20 protein-coding genes are annotated in these 20,929 nt (G+C 66.6%); 3 read left to right on the top strand and 17 right to left on the bottom strand.

Annotated features, from left to right (window positions below; all coding sequences use genetic code 11):
• The 9 genes from P2Q66_RS01855 to P2Q66_RS01815 all read right to left on the bottom strand — a co-directional run.
• Window positions 1–1,784: DEAD/DEAH box helicase (locus P2Q66_RS01855; protein WP_079597693.1), on the bottom strand; the 1,784-nt coding region annotated here is incomplete at its 3' end.
• On the bottom strand, window positions 1,784–2,125 hold the full coding sequence (locus P2Q66_RS01850) for a DUF3039 domain-containing protein (RefSeq protein ID WP_079597692.1): 342 nt from the start codon (window positions 2,123–2,125) through the stop codon (window positions 1,784–1,786). The genes P2Q66_RS01850 and P2Q66_RS01855, both read right to left, overlap by 1 nt.
• A gap of 108 nt (window positions 2,126–2,233) precedes the next feature.
• Window positions 2,234–3,013: a glucosamine-6-phosphate deaminase gene (nagB, locus tag P2Q66_RS01845; RefSeq protein ID WP_079597691.1), complete on the bottom strand. Its 780-nt coding sequence runs from the start codon at window positions 3,011–3,013 to the stop codon at window positions 2,234–2,236.
• Window positions 3,014–3,044: 31 nt separating this feature from the next.
• The gene (locus P2Q66_RS01840) at window positions 3,045–4,616 is read right to left on the bottom strand and encodes a transporter (protein ID WP_275725118.1); all 1,572 of its coding nucleotides are present in this window, start codon (window positions 4,614–4,616) and stop codon (window positions 3,045–3,047) included.
• A complete protein-coding gene (locus P2Q66_RS01835; RefSeq protein ID WP_275725116.1) occupies window positions 4,598–5,392 on the bottom strand; it encodes an ABC transporter ATP-binding protein in 795 nt (264 codons plus the stop codon). The genes P2Q66_RS01840 and P2Q66_RS01835 overlap by 19 nt, the downstream gene beginning before the upstream one ends.
• A gap of 106 nt (window positions 5,393–5,498) precedes the next feature.
• Window positions 5,499–5,789 (bottom strand): DUF3253 domain-containing protein, encoded by a 291-nt coding sequence (locus P2Q66_RS01830; protein WP_275725114.1) that lies wholly within the window; start codon window positions 5,787–5,789, stop codon window positions 5,499–5,501.
• An 11-nt stretch (window positions 5,790–5,800) separates the two neighbouring features.
• Window positions 5,801–6,898 carry an NADH:flavin oxidoreductase/NADH oxidase gene (locus P2Q66_RS01825; protein WP_275725113.1) on the bottom strand — a complete coding sequence of 366 codons (1,098 nt, stop codon included), beginning with the start codon at window positions 6,896–6,898 and terminating at the stop codon, window positions 5,801–5,803.
• Window positions 6,898–7,893 (bottom strand): tetratricopeptide repeat protein, encoded by a 996-nt coding sequence (locus P2Q66_RS01820; protein WP_275725112.1) that lies wholly within the window; start codon window positions 7,891–7,893, stop codon window positions 6,898–6,900. Before P2Q66_RS01820 ends, P2Q66_RS01825 begins: the two co-directional genes overlap by 1 nt.
• Before the next feature lie 52 nt (window positions 7,894–7,945).
• Window positions 7,946–9,649, bottom strand: coding sequence for a hypothetical protein (locus P2Q66_RS01815; protein ID WP_275725111.1), 1,704 nt, complete (start codon window positions 9,647–9,649; stop codon window positions 7,946–7,948).
• A gap of 191 nt (window positions 9,650–9,840) precedes the next feature.
• On the opposite strand from P2Q66_RS01815, the gene P2Q66_RS01810 reads away from it, so the two are divergent.
• On the top strand, window positions 9,841–11,160 hold the full coding sequence (locus tag P2Q66_RS01810; protein WP_275725109.1) for an AI-2E family transporter: 1,320 nt from the start codon (window positions 9,841–9,843) through the stop codon (window positions 11,158–11,160).
• A 12-nt stretch (window positions 11,161–11,172) separates the two neighbouring features.
• Here P2Q66_RS01810 and P2Q66_RS01805 read toward each other — a convergent pair whose 3' ends face one another.
• Window positions 11,173–11,973: an alpha/beta hydrolase gene (locus P2Q66_RS01805; RefSeq protein WP_079597683.1), complete on the bottom strand. Its 801-nt coding sequence runs from the start codon at window positions 11,971–11,973 to the stop codon at window positions 11,173–11,175.
• 44 nt (window positions 11,974–12,017) lie between these two features.
• Entirely contained in the window at window positions 12,018–12,371 is a 354-nt protein-coding gene (locus P2Q66_RS01800; protein WP_079597682.1) for an ATP/GTP-binding protein, read from the bottom strand.
• 105 nt (window positions 12,372–12,476) lie between these two features.
• On the opposite strand from P2Q66_RS01800, the gene nucS reads away from it, so the two are divergent.
• Window positions 12,477–13,172: an endonuclease NucS gene (gene nucS, locus P2Q66_RS01795; protein ID WP_079597681.1), complete on the top strand. Its 696-nt coding sequence runs from the start codon at window positions 12,477–12,479 to the stop codon at window positions 13,170–13,172.
• Window positions 13,173–13,470: 298 nt separating this feature from the next.
• Window positions 13,471–13,674, top strand: a complete 204-nt coding sequence (locus P2Q66_RS01790; protein WP_011692441.1) for a cold-shock protein — start codon at window positions 13,471–13,473, stop codon at window positions 13,672–13,674.
• Between the two features lie 140 nt (window positions 13,675–13,814).
• Here the strand turns inward: P2Q66_RS01790 and P2Q66_RS01785 are convergent, their stop codons facing one another.
• The 6 genes from P2Q66_RS01785 to P2Q66_RS01760 all read right to left on the bottom strand — a co-directional run bounded on the left by P2Q66_RS01785 (window position 13,815) and on the right by P2Q66_RS01760 (window position 20,905).
• On the bottom strand, window positions 13,815–16,454 hold the full coding sequence (locus P2Q66_RS01785) for a DUF2156 domain-containing protein (RefSeq protein ID WP_275725085.1): 2,640 nt from the start codon (window positions 16,452–16,454) through the stop codon (window positions 13,815–13,817).
• On the bottom strand, window positions 16,436–17,746 hold the full coding sequence (locus P2Q66_RS01780) for an alpha/beta hydrolase-fold protein (protein ID WP_275725083.1): 1,311 nt from the start codon (window positions 17,744–17,746) through the stop codon (window positions 16,436–16,438). The genes P2Q66_RS01785 and P2Q66_RS01780 overlap by 19 nt, the downstream gene beginning before the upstream one ends.
• Window positions 17,747–17,751: 5 nt before the next feature.
• Window positions 17,752–18,183 (bottom strand): DUF2550 domain-containing protein, encoded by a 432-nt coding sequence (locus P2Q66_RS01775; RefSeq protein ID WP_079597678.1) that lies wholly within the window; start codon window positions 18,181–18,183, stop codon window positions 17,752–17,754.
• A 10-nt stretch (window positions 18,184–18,193) separates the two neighbouring features.
• Window positions 18,194–18,478: a F0F1 ATP synthase subunit epsilon gene (locus tag P2Q66_RS01770; RefSeq protein ID WP_079597677.1), complete on the bottom strand. Its 285-nt coding sequence runs from the start codon at window positions 18,476–18,478 to the stop codon at window positions 18,194–18,196.
• A gap of 1 nt (window position 18,479) precedes the next feature.
• Window positions 18,480–19,934, bottom strand: coding sequence for a F0F1 ATP synthase subunit beta (gene atpD, locus P2Q66_RS01765; protein ID WP_079597676.1), 1,455 nt, complete (start codon window positions 19,932–19,934; stop codon window positions 18,480–18,482).
• An 80-nt stretch (window positions 19,935–20,014) separates the two neighbouring features.
• Complete coding sequence (locus P2Q66_RS01760; RefSeq protein ID WP_079597675.1) at window positions 20,015–20,905, bottom strand: F0F1 ATP synthase subunit gamma; 891 nt, start codon at window positions 20,903–20,905, stop codon at window positions 20,015–20,017.
• Between the last annotated feature and the right edge of the window lie 24 nt (window positions 20,906–20,929).

The raw sequence follows: 20,929 nt of genomic DNA, 5'->3' as shown, positions 1-20,929 counted from the left end.
TATTTCCGGCCGATGAACCAGTCCTGGAGCTTCCGCAAACGCGACTGCAGCTGCTCCTCGTTGGCCTGCGCCACGGGCGGACCGCCGCACACGGTGCGCAGTTTGGTATGGACCACGCCGTGCGGCGTACCCGTCCGGGCGGACCAGGCCGCCACGTTCTTGGCCAGCTCGTTCCTCAGGTCCATCAGCATCCGGTGGTCGGGGACAGCCGGGGCCTGGCTTTCCGCGGCCGCCGCGGGCGCCTTCCGGTTCTTCCGGTTCAGCTGCTCGTGCTGCCGCTGGCGCAGGAGCGTGCCCACCTGCTCTGCATCGAGCAGGCCGGGGATGCCCAGGAAGTCCATCTCGTCGTCGGACCCCACCTCGCCGCCGGTGCCGAACTCGCCGCCGTCGAAAAGCACCCGGTCAAACGACGCCTGCGAGTCCAGTGCCTCGAACTTGCCCTTGGTGAGGCTGTCGGAGGCCTTGTCCTCGCGGTTGGCCTCCGCCATCAGCGAGTCTTCCGGGTTGAACAGGCCGTCGCCGTCCTCCTTCTCGGGGCGGTCCAGGGCATGGTCCCGCTCCGCTTCCATGGAGTTGGCCAGCGCCATCAGCTGCGGGACGGACGGCAGGAAGACCGACGCCGTCTCGCCCCTTTTGCGGGCACGCACAAAGCGGCCCACGGCCTGGGCGAAGAACAGCGGCGTGGACGTCGAGGTGGCATAGACCCCGACGGACAGCCGCGGGACGTCCACGCCTTCGGACACCATGCGGACGGCCACCATCCAGCGTGTTTCCCCCGCTGAAAACTCCTCGATCTTGCTCGAGGCCTTGGCGTCATCGGAGAGGATCACCGTGGGCGACTGGCCCGTGATCTTCTTCAGCTGCCCTGCGTAGGCACGCGCATCCTCGTGGTCCGTGGCAATAACCAGGCCACCGGCGTCGGGAACGGTGCGGCGCACCTCACTGAGGCGCTTGTCGGCCCCGGCCAGGACGGCCGGAATCCACTCGCCGGCAGGGTTCAATGCCGTCCGCCACGCGTGGGAGGTGATGTCCTTGGTCACCGCGGCCTCGCCCAGCGACGCTGCCATCTCCTCGCCGGCGCTGGTGCGCCAGCGCATCTGTCCGGAGTAAGCCATGAACATCACGGGCCGGACCACGTGGTCCCGCAGCGCGTTCCCGTAGCCGTACGTGTAGTCAGCCTTTGAGCGGCGGATGCCATCCCGGTCCTCGGCGTATTCCACGAACGGGATGGGCGAGGTGTCCGAACGGAACGGGGTACCCGTCAGGGACAGCCGGCGCACCGCAGGGTCGAAGGCCTCGCGCAGGCCGTCGCCCCAGGACAGCGCCTCACCGCCGTGGTGGATCTCGTCCAGGATCACCAACGTGCGCGCAGCTTCGGTCTTGGCCCGGTGCAGCAGGGGCTTGCTGGCCACCTGGGCGTACGTGACGGCAACCCCGATGAAGCCGCGGCCGTGCTGGCCGTCGGAGTTCTTGAAGTTGGGGTCGATGGCGATGCCCACCCGGGCCGCCGCGTCCGCCCACTGCCTCTTGAGGTGGTCCGTGGGCGCCACGATGGTCACCCTGTTGACGGCGCCGGACTCGATGAGCGTCGACGCCACCCGCAGTGCGAAGGTGGTCTTACCGGCGCCGGGGGTGGCTACCGCCAGGAAATCCCGGGGGTTGTTCCGCAAGTAGAGGTCGAGTGCTTCCTGCTGCCAGGCACGGAGTTTCGGAGCGGTTCCCCAGGCTGCACGTTCCGGATAAGCCGGAGGCAGGGTGGGGCCGCCAAAGAGTGTTTCCGTCACTACTTGTTGTTGCCTGAGTCCCCTCCGGGACCCTTGCCGCCGTCGTTGCCCGGGCGGAGGCCGTCGTAGACCTCTTTGCACATCGGGCACACCGGGAACTTCTTCGGATCCCGGCCCGGCGTCCAGACCTTGCCGCACAGGGCGATGACGGGTTCACCGGTCAGCGCGGACTCCATGATCTTTTCCTTGCGCACATAATGCGCAAAGCGCTCCCGGTCGCCCGGCTCCACCTCCTGGCGCAGTTCCTCGCGCTCGATGGTGGCTGTGGACGTTCCAGCCCCGGAAAGCTCGCGCATCGGGTCGTTTTCGAGAGGGTCCGTCATGCTAGTCATGCCAACCATCTTAGCCGTTCCGGGGAACAGGCGTTCGACGGCGGCGCCGCCGTGGCGCCGTCCGGAACCTCCCGCCGTCGGGCGTTGCAGCCCTGCTCCAGTCAGGAATTTGGGGCGCTACAGGCCTTGCCAGGCGGGCTTGTTGTCATAGGTGTGCCGGTAGAAATCGGCAAGCTTCAGCGCGGAGGCCGCCGCTTCGTCCAGCAGGACGGTGGCGTGGGGATGGAACTGCAGCACCGATGCCGGGCAAATGGCCGAGACCGGGCCCTCGACGAAGTCGCGTACAGCCTGGGCCTTCTGGGCGCCGGTGGCGAGCAGGATCACATGCCGTGCCTCCATAATGGTTCCCAGCCCCTGAGTGAGGACATGGTGCGGGACCTCGGCCAGGCTGTTGAAGAACCGGGCGTTGTCACGGCGTGTCTGTTCGATCAGGCTCTTGATCCGGGTGCGGGAGGCAAAGGAGGACCCGGGCTCGTTGAAGGCGAGGTGTCCGTCGGTACCCACGCCCAGGAGCTGCAGGTCAACGCCGCCGGCGGCCGCGATGGCTTCCTCATAGGCCTGGCACGCGGCGGGGATGTCCTGCGCCGTCCCGTCAGGTCCGTGGACGTTCTCCGGAGCGATGTTGACCCGGTTGGTGAATTCGCGCCGGATCACCTCCCGGTAGGACTCGGGGTGACCGGCGGGCAGGCCCACGTATTCGTCGAGGGTGAACGCGGAGGCCTGGCTGAAGTCCAGGCCGCCCTCGTGCCGGTCGGCCAGCTCGTCGTAGACCGGCAGCGGCGAGGAACCCGTGGCGAGGCCCAGCACGGCGTTGGGCTTATGCCGGACCAGGTCCTCGATGGCGTCCGCCGCCAGCTTTCCAATCTGCTTGCTGCTGCCCAGGATGACGATTTCCATGCTGTTCCCTCCCCTGCCGTGACGGTTTACGTCAGCGGTTGACGGCCACCTGGGCCAAAAGCTCCGGGCCGCGCGCGTCAAGCCATTTTCCGCCCAGCCGCACGCCCACCACAAACAGGACAAGGCCCAGGACGCTTCCCACCGCGAGGTTGATCCAGCCGAAGACGCTGTTTCCCGTCACGAGCTGTGCGATCAGCAGTGCGGCCTCGGGCAGCACCAGGACCAGCAGGACCAGCATTCCGCCGAACTGCACAGCCAGTGTCTGCCCCACGTTGCCGGGCGGCTTCTTGAAGGGGCTGTCCCCGGGCAGCGGAACGGCCACGGTATAGCGCGCCGACACGACGGAGGCCAGCCCCAGGCCCGTAAAAAGGATCCCCAGGCTCAGCCCGAGCTGGCCCGGCAGCCCGGACCAGTCATCGGTGAATGCCGAATGGCCCACGGCGAACACGAGCACCACGGGGAGGGCGAACGCCAGGCAGGCAAGTGCGCGGCCCAGCCGGTCCGCCACTCCCCGGACGCCCGTTGCGACGTGCAGGGCGAAGGCGGTGTTGTCATAGGAGACGTCGGCAGAGATGGACCAGGCGAGGATGAAGGCGGACAGGGGGGCAAGGACAGCAAGGCTGGAGTAGTCACCCGTCTGGGCCCCCTGGAATCCCAGCACCACGGGCAGCAGCGGGATGACCACCAGGGACCCGGAGTAGCGCGGGTCGCGGAACCAGTAGGTCAGCGACCGTGCCATCACCGCGCCGGCCGGTACCGCCGGCAGGAGTCCCAGGAGCCCCAGTTTGCCGCCCTTGCGCTTGCCGCTGCCGGCAGAGGGCGGCGTGACGAGGGCACGTTCCAGCAGGAGCTTCCAGCACCATGCCAGGGCAGCGAGCGCGGCAACGGAGACCAGGAGCTTCAGTGCCGCCGGACCAAACTGGCCGGCATGGACATCACCGGCCAGGGACCACGGCGCGCCCAGCGGAGTCCAGGACAATGTCTGTGCGAATTCCGGCAGGAATCCTGTGGACGCCGAGATTCCCTGGCCCACTCCCGCCACGATGGGCCCCATCAGGACCAGTGGCACCATAAACGCGATGGCACTGACGTCCTTGAACCGCCGGGAAGCGGCAAGGCTGGCGGTGGCCGTGGTCACCACTTTGGCGAGCACAACGCAGGTGAGGACGCCGAGCGCAGCTCCCAGCAGGGCGGCGAGCGCGGGCAGCACACCCCGGAACCAGGTCACCACCGTGGACAGCGCCACCAGTGCCGTGGCCAAACCCGGAATGCCGATCAGCCCGCCCAGGGCAAGCCCCGCCAGCATCTGCTTCATGGGTATGGCGAAGGTGGTGAAGCGGGCCGGGTCAAGGGTCATGTCGGTGGCGGAAGCCACCACCGGGATGATTCCCCAGCCAAGGACAGCGGCTGACCCGCCGAGGACCACGGCGGTCTGTGCGAGTTCGGGGTCGGCCGTGCGCAGCAGGACCAGGGCCACCACCAGCGTTGCGATAATGCCCAGCGCATAGAGTCCCGCAAAAGCCATGCCGACCAGCTGCCACGGGCTGCGGCGGAGGCCGTTGCGCAGCAGGGTCAGCTTCAGCCTCAGAAGGTGCGCAACCATTCCAGCCCTTCCGTGTGGCTGCGGCCGCCCACCAGCTGGACGAACCGGTCTTCGAGGGATGCGCCGCCGCGGACTTCATCCACGGTGCCGGCAGCCAGCAGCCGGCCGCCTGCCACCACGGCCACGTGGTCGCACATCCGCTGGACCAGGTCCATCACGTGGCTGGACACGATTACGGTGCCGCCGGACGCCACGTAGCTGTCCAGGATGGAGCGGATGTTGGCTGCGGACACGGGATCCACGGCTTCGAAGGGCTCGTCGAGGACCAGCAGGCGCGGGGCGTGGATCAAGGCGGAGGCGAGAGCGATTTTTTTGGTCATGCCGGCTGAATAGTCCACCACCAGCGTTCCGGCGTCCTGCGACAGGTCCATGGCGGCCAGCAGCTCGCCCACCCGGGATGCCACGACGTCCTTCTGCATGCCCCGCAGGAGGCCGGCATAGGTGATCAGCTGCTCGCCCGTCAGCCGGTCGAACAGCCTGACGCCGTCGGGCAGGATGCCCATGAGCTTCTTGGCTTCCAGGGGCCGCGTCCAGACGTCCACGCCGTGCACCACCGCCGTGCCGAAGTCAGGACGCAGGAGCCCGGTGGCCATGGACAGCGTGGTGGTCTTGCCGGCACCGTTTGGTCCCACGATGCCGAAGAAGGAGCCGGCCGGAACATCCAGGCTGAAGCCGTCCACCGCGATTTTTTCGCCAAACCGTTTGGCAAGGCCCCGGATGGACAGGGCCGCCACGGGCCCTGGTTGCGGTGCCGGGTCAGGTATCGGAGCGCTCATGAAGCCAGACTAGCCCTCACCATCCGGTCCGGGGGTCCTCCCGCAGGAGTAGCAAAAAAGGCGTACGAAGGGATCCGTTGCTGATGCCTCCGAAGCGCGCCCGCTGCTACCGCACTTTCCGGATCCGGATGGGGCCTTTAACGGTGGAGGGATCAACCACCGAGCCGCCCTGGGTGATCTGCACCTCGCCTGCGTCAACCAGCCGGCGCGCGGCCCGCCGGGCAGGCTCCATGAGGTCGCGCCAGTTTTCGTCGCCCACGGCACGTGCTGCGTCCGACGGGCAGATGGTGGACGACGCCGCCCTGGCCGCCAGGAGCTCCAGGATCGCGGCTTCGAGTTTCTGCCCTGCCGGGTCGCCAGGGGCTTGCGCCCCGTCAGGCTGCCGGTCCGTCATCATCCACGCACCAACTAGAACGTGCGCCTCGGCAGGGCCCGCTCGTACTGCGGGGCCCACGGAATGTCATGGCCCAGCTCGAAGGCCGCACGCAGCCACCAGTGCGGGTCCCGGAGCGCTGCCCGGGCGATGAGGACCGCATCGGCCTGGCCCGTGGCGATAGCGTGCTCGGCCTGGCCTGCCGACGTCAGCAGGCCAACCGTTCCGGTGGGAATACCCGCTTCCTCCCGGATGGCGGCGGAGAACCCTGTCTGGTACCCCGGCCGGGGTGTAATGCTTTGGTGGGCCACCGCTCCCCCGCTGGAAACGTCGATCAGGTCCACGCCCCGCGCGGCAGCTTGGCGGGCAAGGCGGACCGATGCCGGCAGGTCGATGCCGCCCTCTGCCCAGTCGGTGGCGGAGATCCTCAGCAGCAGCGGCATCGAGTCCGGGATGACCGCCCGCACGGCATCGACGACGGCCAGCATCAGGCGGTTGCGGCCGGTTTCGTCACCGCCCCATTCATCGTCCCGCAGGTTGGCCAGCGGGCTTTGGAACTGGTGCAGCAGGTAACCATGGGCACCGTGGATCTCCACCGTGTCAAAGCCCGCCTCAACGGCGCGCACGGCCGCCGTGGCGAAGTCGGAGATCACTTCCTGGATCTGTTCCGCCGTCATGGCGGCGGGAGCGGCATACCCCTCAAACGCCAGCGGCGACGGCCCCACAGTGGTCCAGCCGCCGTCGGATACGGGGACGCTGCCGTGCTTGCCGGAGAAGGGCCACCACGTGGATGCCTTACGGCCGGCATGCGCCAGCTGAGCTCCGATTTTGGCGCCTGCCGCTCCGTGCCGGTGCACGAACGTGGTGATCCGCTGCCACGCTTCCGCCTGGGCGTCGTTGTACAGGCCGGCGTCGCGTGGGCTGATGCGGCCTTCGGGACTCACGGCGGACGCCTCGGCGAGGATCAGCGCCGCACCGCCGGCGGCAAAGGAACCCAGGTGCATCAGGTGCCAGTCGTTGGGCACGCCGGGGGCGGCGTCGGGGTCGCAGCTGTACTGGCACATGGGCGACACCCAGCCGCGGTGCTGAAGCTCGAGTGAGCGCAGCTTCAGCGGCTCGAAAAGCGCCGGCACTAGAAGAGGACCCTCGCGAGGGCCTGCCGCGCCTTGCCGACGCGTTCGTCCGATGCCCCCACCACGTCGAAGAGTTCCAGGAGCCGGACCCGCGCGGTCTCGCGTTCAGGGCCGAAGTTCCTCCCGATGAACGCCACCAGGCGGTTCAGCGCGTCCTCCACGTGCCCGCCTGCCACGTCCAGGTCGGCAACGCCCAGCTGGGCCTCCACGTTGTCCGGCTCGTTGGCGGCCAGCGTACGGAGCGCTTCACTGTCCTGGGCGGACAGGGGCTGCAGCCTCGCCATGAGCTCAACCTGGGCAAGCCCGGCCTTGGCGTCATGGTCCGACGGCATCTCGTTCAGCGCCTGCCGGTAAAAACCGGCGGCAGCCTCGTAGTCGCCGGCCTCGATGGCATCGAAGGCGGCCTGGTGCAGGGGCGGCAGCGGTGCGGGCTCCGGTTCCCCGGCGGCACCTGCGTTCAGGCTGCCGGTCACGCCGTTTGCGGCAGCCACCTTCAACAGTTCGTCGAAGAGGCTGCGCACCTGCTGCTCGTCGGCACTGCCCTGGAAGAGCGGCACAGGCTGTCCCTTCAGGACCGCGACGGCGGTGGGAACGGCCTGCACCTGGAACGCCTGGGCCAGTTGCGGGAAGGCGTCGATGTCTGCGGCCCCGAGGACCAGCCGGCCGCCGTAGCTTGCCACCACGCGGTCCAGGGTTTCCAGCATGCCGGTGGATTCCGGCGAGTACGGGGCCCACAGTGCAAAGACCACGGGCACCTGCGCGGACAGTTCCACGAGCTGCTGGAAGTTGGCTTCGGTGACGTCGACCCTCAGCTCGGGCCCGCCGGCCTGCGCCCCCTCCGGCCCGTTCCCGGCCGGCGCGCCTGTCCCGGCAGGTACTCCGGTTGCGGCCGGCGCTGCAGGGCGCTGTTTCAAGGTGGAAAGGTCGACGGCGCCACGCAGGTTAAGCAGGCTGGCAGCGGCTGGAGGGACAGGGCGGGAAGCTGGCGAACTCATGCTTTCCACTTTAGCCACTCCGGCCGCTGCCGGAAGTACTGCGGTAGTCGGGTTACTTGAAGCTGGCCCCCACCAGGCCGCGGGTTGCCGCGACGAGCTTCATGGGATCGGTCGATCCTGCCGGCGGAACATACACGGCCATGGATTCGGCGAAGCTGAGCACCATTCCGGTGGTGGTTTCCTTGCCGCCGGCAAGGGCTGCGGCGTCGTCCCCGATGGTCAGTTTGTCGCCGGCCGCCTTGGGCGTCCCTTCGAAGCTGAAGTTGATCCGGCCCAGGACCAGCGCGCCGCCGTCTTCGGTCCGGAAGACAACCGTGCTTTCCGGAGCCACCTTGTGGGTGAAGGAGAAGTTGCCGTTCTCGCCGGCCTTGACCACTTCAGCCTGGTAGGACAGCGTGTCAGCGATGTACGGCGAGGACTCGCCTTCCACCAGCTTGTCCTTGAAGGCGGAGTCTGGGGTGGTCAGGCGGTCTGCCAGCCCGGAAAGGGCTTCTTCGCCGCTGTACAGGAGCCCCGTCTTGTCCCCGGCTGCCAGGGTGTCGGTTCCCGTGCGGCTGATCGTGGGGAAGGTGGTGCCGGGCTGCAGCGGAGTGGTTTCCATCAGCTTGTAGTTCTCGCGGGGGGACTGCTGGACCAGGGTCAGCAGCTGCGGGACCACGTTGCCGTCGCCCTGCGTGACGGCCAGCACCGAGCGGGGCCAGTCGCGGTCACTGGTGACAACCGTGGTGAGCAGCTTGGTGGACCGTACCGGCATCCGGGCCTCGTAGGAACCCACCTGCGAGCGGATCTTGTAGTTCTGGGTGCGGACCTCCAGTTCCGTGCCGGCCACGCGCTCGCTGAGCTGTGCAGCATCCTTGGCCGCATCGCCGGCGTCGGCAGCGCTGGAAACCTGTTCCAGGATGCGCCGGAACTGGGCGTCCAGCAGGACCGGGGACGCAGCCTCTTCCTGCGCGGCGGACGATGAGGAGCCGGAGGGCTCGGGGGCGGGTGTCGCGGCGTTCGCGGCAGTACCGGTACCCGCCAGGACAGCTGCGGTGATACCGGCGGCCACCATGCTGGCGCGCGACGCCGTCCGGGCCTCGCTCTTGGCACGGGCACGCTGGGCGAAGCCGCTGCCCGCGCCGTCGCCTCCGCCTTCACCGTTGGGCTTGCGGGCCGAGAGCAGTGCCAGCGCAATGCCGCCGAGGATCAGCAGGGAGCCCAGGACGATCAGCGGGATGGCCCAGGGAGTGGAGGTGTCGTTCGGGAACGTCATGGACACGGAGGCGGGAGCAGCCTTGGTGCCGTCGGACGCGAGCAGGAGGGTCCAGTCGCCGTCAGCCGGAGGGGTCCAGGAGTACTCCAGTTCGCCGCTGGCGTTCTCGGTGGAAACCCAGAGATCTGAGCCGGCCGGGTTGGGTGCCGTGGCTTCGCCGTCGGCATGCTCAACCTGCAGCGACTTGCCGTCCTCGGAAACGCCGCTGATGGTGTTGTGGGCTGCCTGGCCCACCCACGCGTCCACGTCATCGGGACGGCCGGCGGCGAGCATGAAGTTCCCGTCACCTTCGATGGTGATCTTGACGGTGCCGCCGTGAAGGGTGCGCAGATTCTGGTCAATGACGGTCAGCGGCGCCTCCGCGGCATCGGCCGGCGCGGACGCCGTGAAGGTCTCGGAGGGGGCCCAGATGGTTCTCTGGCCGATGCCGGCCAAAAGTGTCAGGAGGCCGAGCAGCACGAGTGCGACTGCAGTCTTTAAACGCAAGGGAACACCTATCATCAGCGGGGGTTTACCTTCAATAGTAACCGTTTTGTTACCACGGCCCCGGATGGACGGCCCGTGAGCCGCCCGCAGCAGGCCCGGGCGGTGGCTCCTCCGCGGCTATTGACAGGGCGGCTGATAGTGTTTGCGATGATCATCACACCGGCCCGCCGACGCGGTGCCACGCACGGAACAGGCCCGAAAAACCAGTGACTGACAAGACGGACGAGTCCTCCGCGGCAGACGGGAATCCTCGAAGCCAGGAGCCTCCGGCTGCCGTCCCCCCGGGACCCGAAGCTCTGCGGCGGAAAGGCTCCGCGGCGTCCGCCCTTGGCCTGGTGGCCCGGCGGCTTCGCCAGCCGCTGCCGGGTGCGCAGCCGAGGCTCCGGTTCGAAATGCCGCCCGAGTACGTCCAGGAGCACCAGGCCGGCGAGGATGAAGCTGACCTTGACAGCGAGGTGCGGCCGCAGTTCGGCCGCCCGGGCCCCCGGATGTCGCCGCAGCACCCCCTGTACCTCGGGTTCATGGGAACGGTGGGCGTGGGGCTTGCCCTGCTCGTGTACTGGATCGGCTCCAACACCACGCAGCTGCTGCTGTGGATCGTGGCGGCGCTGTTCATCGCCCTCGGCCTGGAACCGGTGGTGGGCTGGCTGGAGAACCGCAAAATCCCCCGCCCGGCCGGCATCCTGGTCTCGGTCACCGTGCTGATCAGCGCCGTCGTCGGCTTTTTCGCCACCCTGATCCCCACCATCGTGGAGCAGGTAACGGAAATTGTGGAGCAGGCACCGGTCTGGATCCGGGACTTCATCGACTCCGAGTTTTTCCGCAGCCTTGATGACCAGTTCGGGGTGCGGGACCGCGTGTCCGAAGAACTGGACAAGTTCGTCAACGACCCCGCCGCCGTGGGCGGGATCTTCGGCGGCGTGGTGGGCTTTGGATCCACAGTTGCCAACGGCCTGTTCGGCACCCTGATTGTGCTGGTCCTGAGCCTGTACTTCCTGGCCGCGCTGCCTGCCATGAAGAAATGGGGATACCGGCTGGCCCCGCGCTCCCGCCGAAACCGGGTGGAGGCCCTGTCCGAGGAAATCACCCGTTCAGTGGGCAACTACGTGATTGGACAGGCCTGCGTGGCACTGCTCAACGCCACGTTCGCCTTCATCGTGATGTCCATCGTAGGCATCCCGTTCGCCCTGCTGCTCGCCTTCGTCGTTGCCCTCCTCGCGTTCATCCCCCTGGTGGGCGGCATGATCGCAGGCATTGTGGTGCTGCTCGTCTCACTGACGGAGGGCTGGCAGACCGCCGCAATCTACGGCATCTGCTACTTCGCGTACCTGCAGTTCGAGGCCTACTTCATCTCCCCGCGCATCATGCAGAAGGCCGTGGCAGTGCCCGGTGCCGTTGCCGTCATTTCCGTCATCGCCGGCGGCAGCCTGCTGGGCGTCCTGGGCGCCCTGATCGCCATTCCCACGGCAGCCGCCGTCCTGCTGCTGATCCGGGAGATCTACATCGTCAGGCAGGACCAGCACTAGCGGCCCGTCCGCCTAGGCGGACGCGGTGGCGGCGGGCCCGTCCCACTCCTGCGGCAGCCCGGCAGCGCCGGAGCCTGCCTCGGTGACCTCATCGACGATCTCGTTCAGGACCCGGGAAGCGTACTTCTCCCCCACCCACAGGTGCTTGGCTCCTGCCACGCCCACCACGCGCGCCTGGGGCACCAGGCTGAACCGTTCCGCCGCCTCGGCAGGCTGCAGGAAGTCGTCGTGCTCCGGCACCAGGACCGTGAGGGGCTTGCCCGATTCAGCCCACTGCTGCAGGTGCTTGTCCGTAGCGCGGTGCAGCGGCGGTGACAGGAGGACCGCGCCTTCCACCTGCGACGCAACCGGTTCCACTGCCCCGTACATCAGGGCCAGTTCCGTGCCGAAGGACCAGCCCACCAGCCACCTGTTGGGCAGGCCCCGCCCGACGGCGAAGCGGACGGCGGCCTCGACGTCGTACTTTTCGCCGATGCCCTCCTCGAACGTGCCGGTGCTTGTCCCGTGCGGAGAGGCGGTCCCGCGGGTATTGAACCGCAGCACGGCAATGCCTGCCAGGGCCGGCAAACGGTAGGAAGCCTTGCGGTAGACATGCGAGTCCATGAATCCGCCGTGGGTGGGCAGCGGATGAAGGGTGATCAGCGTGGCATGGACCGGCCCCGATTCGGGCAGCGCCAGTTCCCCAATCAGGGTATGTCCGTCGTCCGTCTGCAGCTGCACGTTTTCGCGCCGCGCGGGCAGGACCGTGGAGGCCCGGATGGGAACAGGGGTGCCGGAGGAGCTGAATTCGTACGACGCCGGATCAAAAGTCATGCATGCCAGCTTAGCGACAGCAGGGGTGCGGCCGCTCGCGGTACTTAGCGGTAGCGGTAACTGCGCGACATCCAGCAGTTGGTGTGCCAGTGGCGCCGCTCCGCCAGGCCGGCTGCCGCCCCGAAGAGATGGTCGTCCTTCCAGACCACCAAATGCGCGACGCCGGGCAGCACCGCGGTGGAGCATTCCGGGCAGATGTAGGTCTTCTCGGCGTTTTTGGCGGTCATGGTGCGGACCATCCACTCACCGTCCGGCGCGCTCTCCCGCCGGGCGATGCCTGCCCGCGCCCGTTCCAGGTCAAGTTCAGGCACCTCGCCGCCGCCCTTCCTGCCACCGATCCGGCCGGAAGCGGCACCCTTGCCGGAGACAGGACGGCGGGGACGGTTGGAACGCGGCATGCATCCATTCTGCCCCAGCCACCCGCCGTCGCCGCGCGTCCCCGATTGCCGGCAGCGCCGCCGTCGGGATCAGCCCGGGCAGCGGCAGACGGTAGTCTGTACGGCGTGCGACTTGTCATAGCCCGATGCTCCGTTGATTATGTTGGCCGGCTCAAAGCCCACCTCCCCCTCGCCACCAGGCTCCTGCTGGTAAAGGCGGACGGTTCTGTGCTCGTCCATTCGGACGGCGGCTCCTACAAGCCGCTCAACTGGATGAGTCCGCCGGCCACCCTCCGGGTTTCCTCGCCGGAGGACGTGGACCTCGAACTGGGCGTCGTTGAGCAGTGGACCGTCCAGTCAGCCAAGACCGATGACCGGCTGATCATCAACATCCACGAAAAGCTCAGCGACTCATCGCACGATCTGGGGGTTGATCCCGGACTGATCAAGGACGGCGTGGAGGCAGACCTCCAGCGGCTCCTGGCCGAACAGATCGAAACACTGGGCACCGGGTACTCGCTGATCCGCCGCGAGTACTTCACGGCCATCGGTCCGGTGGACATCCTGGCACGCGACGCTGACGGAGCCACCGTGGCCATCGAACTCAAGCGCCGTGGCGACATTGACGGCGTGGAGCAGCTGACCCGCTACCTCGAGCTTCTGAACCGCGATCCGCTCCTGGCCCCCGTCCGCGGGATCTTTGCAGCCCAGCAAATCAAGCCGCAGGCCAAGGTGCTGGCCAACGACCGCGGGATTGACTGCGTCACCTTGGATTATGACGCGATGCGCGGCGTTGACGACAGCGAATCCCGGCTCTTCTAGAAGTACCTATCCCTCGGGCCTTTTACCGAATTCGCCACTGACGAGGCATTTAACCCGGTCTTTACCTAAATTTTGTTTCTTTCGACGTCCAAACCGTTGACCTGCGGGAACGGGCATGAAATTCTTGTCTCAGTCTTTGTGTAGGTGTTTTTCATGCTCGCAAGACATGTTGCGAGCGCGAAGCTCCTGCAACACCGGTCCGTAATTCGGGCGGGTAATTCAGGATTCTTCTCGCGGAGTGACCAAGGCCGGCACGAGGTGTGCCGATCTTAAAAAGTTCCACAATGAGGAGAAATAAATGGCACAGGGAACCGTCAAGTGGTTCAACGCTGAAAAGGGCTTCGGCTTCATTACCCCTGATGACTCCGACGGTGATGTCTTCGTTCACTACTCGGAAATCCAGACCGGTGGCTTCAAGACCCTCGACGAGAACCAGCGCGTTCAGTTCGAGATCGGCCAGGGCGCCAAGGGCCCCCAGGCTACCGGCGTAACGCTGGTCTAGTCCCCCGCCTTTGAGCCGTCCGCGGCTCTCAGCGAAACAAATGATCCCCGGCAATTCTGCCGGGGACCATTTGTTGTTAAGCCCCGTTGCGGGGTGTGCCATCACCGGCTTGACGGCCTTTTCCCACGCTTTGGATTTCCCTACTTGACCAATTTGCGCACCAGGCGGGCGCCCTGCGGCAGGGAAAGCCCCGGCAGGTACGCCCGGGTCAGGGCCCGGCCGATTGCGGGAAGGTGCAGCGGGTCCTGGTAGTAGAGGTACAGCGCCCGGTACTCGGGCTTGAACCGCGATTTGAAGGCGGCCAGGGAACGGAAGCCGTACACCGGTTCCAGGGCATGCCCCACCAGGTCCAGGATGCGGACCAGGTTCTGGGCACCATCCCCTGCCGCACGGCTTTCCTCCCCGGCCGGCGCATGCTGCTGGCTGTCGGCCTGGATGTTGTCCTTGGCCTGGGCCTGCTCCTTCGCACGGGCCTCCTGGGCCTCCTGGGGGCGGCTGGCAAGCGGAGAGCCGGACAGTGAGATGACCTCCACGGAGTCGCGCAGCTCGAGCACCGCGGAGGCAATCAGGAACTCCATAACGCCAGGAAACCCTTCGGCACCGCGACGCATCACGTCAAGCGTCCTGCTGACCAGCCGCCCGCCGTCGTACACCGGAAGCCAGCTGGTCACCCCGTGGACCGTTCCGTTGCCGTCCACCGCGAGGCAGCACAGCACTTCCTCGTCGTCGAGTTCGTCCACCCCGCCAAGGGTGAATCCCATTTCAGGAACGGATTTGTTGGCCGCCCATTCCTCCGACACCTCGTTCAGGCGGGAGCGCAGCGACGCCGGCAGTGCATGATAGGGGCCCCAGACCGCCTCGACGCCGAGCTTCGCCGCCCGGTTCAGCGCGGTCCGGACGTTTTGCCATTCCTTCCCCTTGAACTCGAGTTCGCGGATGGCCAGCCGGGTTTCCTGCGCCACGGCCACCCTGGCAAAGCCGCGTTCCCGCAGCGCAGGCCACACGGAATCGTTACAGGAGTACAGCGCGGGAATGAGTGCGTGGCTGCGGCAGTGCGCCAGGAATCCCTCGGTGGCTGCCTGCTGCGCCTGCCGGGGCCCGAAGGCACCGCCCAGGGTCAGCGCCACGCTGCCGTGCTGCTGGTAGGCCACGGCTCCCTGCCCGTCGGGGCTGAACCAGTAGGTATTGGGTTCCCACAGCGCCATCCATGACAGCGGGCCACCGCCCTGGTGCAGCAGTTCCCGGGCCCGCGACCGGTCCTGCCGGCCGGAATCGTGGCCGTAGTGCCCGCCGATGAGCGCCCACCACACTGCAGCAAGCGCGACCACCCAGAAAACAGGCCCGGAGTAGGCAAAGAGGACAGCTTCCACGCTGTTCCGGTCAGCAAACAAGCGGTGGTAGTGCTGCGGAATGGGAACCGGGACATACTGCCGGGCCAGTTCCGCGAAGAGGCCCAGCAGCCCGCCGTCGCGTGCCAGGCCGTCCGACCAGAACCAGGCTGCGGCGTAGCCGCCCGCCAGCAGGGCCCAGCAACCGCCAACCACCACAGCCAGCGTCCGCCGGGCGGCAGGCATCGTCTGCACCCTGAACTGCCGCCGGTTGAGCCAGAGGACCACAGCCAGCAGCAGGGGCACGACGACGAGCGGAAGCACGTGGGCGAAGGCCGACCCCATGGGTGCCGCCTGGGGGCCCTGCGGGCGTGACGGGACCAACGCGAACAGCGCCAGGTACACGGCCGCCAGCGCTGTCACGGCCAGCTGGATGGCGATGGCTATGTTCAGCGCGAGCCTCCGGCCGCGGCGCATCCCGTCGGCACAGATCAGCAACAGGACCACCGGAACCACGGCCAACGCCAGGCCAAAGGGGCCAGCGAACCCGGCCCGGCCCGCTTCCAGGCACGAGGCTTCAACGGTTGCCCCGCAGTTGAATGCCAACTGCCCCAGCGTAGGCATTGGATTGAGGACCACGTCCCGCAGCAACGCCAGCGGTCCGGTGGGCGCCCGCGCAATCCCCGTAAGGATGGGGCCCACAGCGAAAACGGCCACAGTAAGGGCGAGCAGGTTCCGGGTTTCGCGGCCGGTGGAGCGGTGCCGGTGCAGCTGGCCCTGGTCACCCTGGATCCACCACCCGACCAGCAGGCCAAGGAGTGCCCCTAGGAAACCGATGACGGTTTCGGCATGCCCCACGTACAGGACCAGCAGGAGCGAAATGGACACCACCGCTGTCCGGAGCCGCCGCTGCCACAGCACCGGCAGCCGCGCGCTCCCGGCCATGCCGGCAGCAAGGACCGGCCCGTAGGGTCCGATGAGGATGTCGTCCGCCATCCGGTCCAGCCACCCGTCGCCGGCATATGCGGCCAGCTGGGTAATCAGCAGGAACAGCGTGACGGCTGCGAACTGTCCGCCAAAGAACAGTGCCGCGGCGGCACGCCATCCCAGTTTCCGCTCCGCAAGCCCCAGCAGAACGATGATCATGAAGGAGGCTGCCAGGTACGCCAGGGGGTTGGTGGCGAAAAAGAGGCTGGTGAACAGTGACCACCAGTGGCCGGAACGGAGCCCCGGGCCACTGACCCCGGCCAGCTCCAGCAAGTGTTCAGGCGGTCCGGCCAGGTAGCTGCCGGTGACCGCCCCGGCTCCCAGGAACAGGGCAAGGACCGTCAGCGAGAAGGGCACCGACTTCAATGAGCCCAGTGCACGGAACAGCGCCGGGCGCCCCACGGTGTCCCATGCAAGGGCAGCGGTCCGGACCTGCCTCTCGGCGCTCACTTCTGCAGCCCCCATCTGTCGGCCAGGAGCTGCAGCGCATCCGCGAAACGCCGCGACGACGTGTCCCACGAATGGCCCGTGTGCTCCACTTCGTAAGCGCGGACATCGAAACCCGCGTCCTTCGCCGCAGCCGCCAGTGTGCGCAGGTAGGCAACGAACTCCGGGTCATCCTGCCCGGCAGTCAGGTACAGGAGGCTGCCGTCAAACCGTTGCTGCTTCATGATGCCCAGCGGGGTCTGCCGGTTGAACGCTTCCGGATCCCCGGGGAAGGATCCTTCGATGGTCTTCTGCCGTTCCTTGGCGATGGCGGGTTCGGCCTCTGCCGAGAAGGCCAGCGCAGCGGGAAACAGGTCGGGATGCCTCGTGGCCATCTGCACCGCGCAGGTGCCGCCGAAGGAGAATCCGCCAACAGCCCAGCGGCTGGGGTTGCTGTCCACGGTGAGGGTATCGCTGATCCACCGGGTCACATCCTGGGACAGGTATGTGTCCGCGAGGGCTATCCGGCTGTCCATGCACATCGTGTTGGCGGATTGGGAGCCGTTCGGGTCCGGGACCACCACCACGGGCGCCAGCCCGCCATGGGAGGCGGCAAAAGAATCCATGTGGCCCTGGAGCGAACCGCCGGTCAGCCAGTCTGCAGGGCCACCGGGCTGCCCGGCAATGAGGACCAGCACGGGAAGCGCGGGGCGGTTGGGGACGAAATAGGCGGGGGGCAGGTAGATGTACGCTTCGCGGGTGTTCATTCCTGAAGCGGTGCCCGGGATCGCTGACCTGCGAAGGACTCCCCCTGCCGGCAACGCACCCTGCGGGCTCCAGCCCTGGAGGGGGACGCCGTCGGACCCGCCGGCCTGGCGCATAAGGGCCAGCTCCAGCGTGGGGATACGGGACAACGCGGTGCCCAGCAGGTCGCTGATGGTCCGGTTAAGCCCGAAGTAGGCGTTGATCTGGACTGACGACAGGACGACCACCAGCAGCGCCGCGGCGATCCCGGTCCCCCGGCGCCGCCAACTGCTCCGCGGCAGGCGCATCAGCACCAGGAGCACGGCACCAACGGCGGGGACCACCCACAGCAGGACAGCGTCAGGAATGTTTTCCGGGAAGACGGAGAAGACGTTGATGAGGGCCCAGTGAACCGTGACCACCAGGGCGAAAGCGGCAGCGGCGGCGGTGATAAGCCGAAGGATCCAACTCCTGCCCGCGCTGTGCGGAGGAGGCAGCAGGAGGTAGGCGGCGCCCGCCAGGCCGAGGACCAGGATTGCCCAATAGAGCGGGCCGTCGGTGAGCCGGACGTCAAAAAGCCAGTCCACGCCGGTTAGCGCCAGGTCCCCACGCCGATGACCGGGCCGGCCTCCAGCCAGGAGGACAGTCCCGTATAGGCGTCGAACTTCATGGCGAGCCGGAAGTCCTGGCCTTCGTAGCGGAGTTCGACAATCACGACGTCGGGCTGGACCTTGACTGCCTCAGCCTCCGTGGGTTTGCGCCGGCCAAGGAGTTCAAGGGAATGCCGCTTGAACTTGTGCTTGGGCCGGACGCTCAACGAGAGCAGCCTGAACCACTCAAGGTCGTTGTCCTGATAACGACAAACCCCCATCCGCCAGCTGTTTCCAGCCATGCAGATGGAGGCGTCCACCGTGCCGAGGGCACGCCGCAGGTTGAAGCGGCGCACCCCCAGAAGGCACAGTGCAAAGATCAGCAATCCGAAAGCGATTGCCATGGCGATGAACGGAAGACTCGGAGCGTCCATCAAGGTGGTGCTAGCGGATCCCAGCGGTAGCCGAGCCGCCCAGGTGGGCGTTGTCAGCAACAATAACCACGCGGTCGTTGTCGACGGAGAAGAATCCGCCGTCAACATCTACCGCAATACGGTCCCCGGAAACCGGCTGGATGGCCAGTTCACCTTCGGCCAGGATCGCCAGCAGGGGCGAGTGGCCGGGCAGGATTCCGATTTCACCATCGCTGGTGCGGGCCTTGACCATCTTGGCCGCTCCGGACCACACGAAGTGGTCCGCTGCGACAATCTCAACCTCAAGCTCAGCCATATTACTTGGTCTGTTCCTGGATCTTGGCCCACTGGCGCTCAACGTCATCGAGGCCGCCGACGTTGAAGAACGCCTGCTCCGCGATGTGGTCGAGTTCGCCGTCGCAGATGGCCGAGAAGCCTTCAACGGTGTCCTTGATGGAAACCGTGGAGCCTTCAACGCCGGTGAACTGCTTGGCGGTGTAGGTGTTCTGCGAGAGGAACTGCTGGATGCGGCGTGCACGCGACACGACGATCTTGTCCTCTTCGGAGAGTTCGTCAACGCCGAGGATGGCGATGATGTCCTGGAGTTCCTTGTTCTTCTGCAGGATCTGCTTCACGCGGACAGCCGTGTTGTAGTGGTCCTTGCCGATGTACTGGGGGTCCAGGATTCGGGAGGTCGACGTCAGCGGGTCAACGGCCGGGTACAGACCACGGGAGGCGATTTCACGGGAAAGTTCCGTGGTCGCGTCGAGGTGTGCGAAGGTGGTTGCCGGCGCCGGGTCGGTGTAGTCATCTGCGGGAACGTAGATGGCCTGCATCGAGGTGATGGAGTGGCCCTTGGTGGACGTGATGCGCTCCTGGAGGAGGCCCATCTCGTCTGCCAGGTTGGGCTGGTAGCCCACAGCCGAAGGCATGCGGCCGAGGAGGGTGGAAACCTCGGAACCTGCCTGCGTGAAGCGGAAGATGTTGTCGATGAAGAGCAGCACGTCCTGGTTCTGCACATCGCGGAAGTATTCCGCCATGGTCAGCGCAGACAGGGCGACGCGCAGGCGCGTTCCCGGCGGCTCGTCCATCTGGCCGAACACAAGGGCGGTGTCCTTGAGGACGCCTGCCTCTTCCATTTCAACCCAGAGGTCGTTACCTTCACGGGTACGCTCGCCAACACCGGCGAATACCGAGGTACCACCGAAGTTGCGGGCCACACGCGTGATCATTTCCTGGATCAGAACGGTCTTGCCCACGCCGGCGCCGCCGAACAGGCCGATCTTTCCACCCTTGATGTACGGGGTGAGGAGGTCGATGACCTTGATGCCGGTTTCCAGCATCTCGGTGGAGCCTTCGAGGGAAGCGAAGCTCGGAGCCTTGCGGTGGATGGGCCAGCGTTCGCTGATCTGCAGTTCCGATTCGGCAACATCCAGGGGCTGGCCCAGGACGTTGAAGATGTGGCCCTTGACGCCGTCGCCTACGGGGACGGAGATCGGGGCACCGCTGTCCACCACGGACGTACCGCGGACAAGTCCGTCAGTCGCCTGCAGGGAGATGGCGCGAACGAGGTTGTCGCCCAGGTGCTGGGAGGTCTCGAACGTGATGGTCTTGGTCTCACCGTTGAGAGTAATCTCGGTGGTGAGTGCGTTGTAGATGGACGGGATTGCGTCAGCCGGGAATTCGACGTCGACAACCGGGCCGATTACGCGCGCAATGCGGCCGGTGGCACCGGACGTTGCGGCTACGTGTTCGGTAGCAGTGGCAGTCATCTCTCTCACTTCACTCAGTAGATGGCGTGGGGTTAAGTTTATCTGTGGTGCAGGTCCAGCGGATCCGAAGGTGGTGCAGGCTAGGACGCGAGAGCGTCGGCGCCGGCAACAATTTCGGAAAGCTCCTGCGTAATTTCAGCCTGGCGGGCCGTGTTGCGCAGACGCGTGTACTTCTTGATGAGGTCCGTGGCGTTGTCGCCTGCGGACTTCATGGCCCGCTGGCGTGCAGCGAGCTCGGAAGCCGCTGCCTGCAGCATGGCCGCGAAGATGCGTGATTCGATGTAGCGCGGCAGCAGAGCGTCAAGAACCCGCTCGGTTTCCGGCTCGAACTCGTACAGCGGCAACAGGTCAGATTCAGAAGCTGCCTGTTCTTCCACTACTTCCAGCGGAAGCAGGCGGATGACCGTGGGCTCCTGGGTAACCATGGACTTGAAGCGGGTGTACACCACGTGGATCTCGTCCACGCCGCCCTCTTCGTAATCGGTAGCGAAATCGGCCAGCAGTGCTTCGCCGACCTCGCGCGCGGTTGTGAACTCGGGTGCGTCGGTGCCTCCGGTCCAGACCCGTGCATATTCACGGTTCCGGAATTCGAAGTAGGCCTGCGCCTTGCGTCCGACGAGGTACGTCTTGACTTCCTTGCCTTCAGCGTGGAGCAGCTCATTGAGACCCTCCACCTGCTTGAGCACGCTCGCGGAGTAGGAACCAGCCAGGCCACGGTCCGAGGTGATTACCAGGACGGCGGCGCGGCGGATTTGCTCCGGCTCAGTGGTCAGCGGGTGGTCGATTTCGCTTTGGCTGGCGACAGCAGAAACGGCGCGCGTGATCGCGTTCGCGTAAGGCAGTGAAGCTGCTACGCGCGCACGGGCCTTGCCGATGCGCGAGGTAGCGATCAGTTCCATCGCCTTGAAGATCTTGCGCATCGACGTGGTCGAGCTGATCTTCTGGCGGTAGACCCGGATCTGGGCTCCCATACTTATCCTTTCCTAACATTCCGT

Source organism: Arthrobacter sp. Cr_A7, assembly GCF_029222765.1.
In the GTDB taxonomy this organism is placed as follows: domain Bacteria; phylum Actinomycetota; class Actinomycetes; order Actinomycetales; family Micrococcaceae; genus Arthrobacter.
This window is presented reverse-complemented; position numbering and strand designations above follow the sequence as displayed.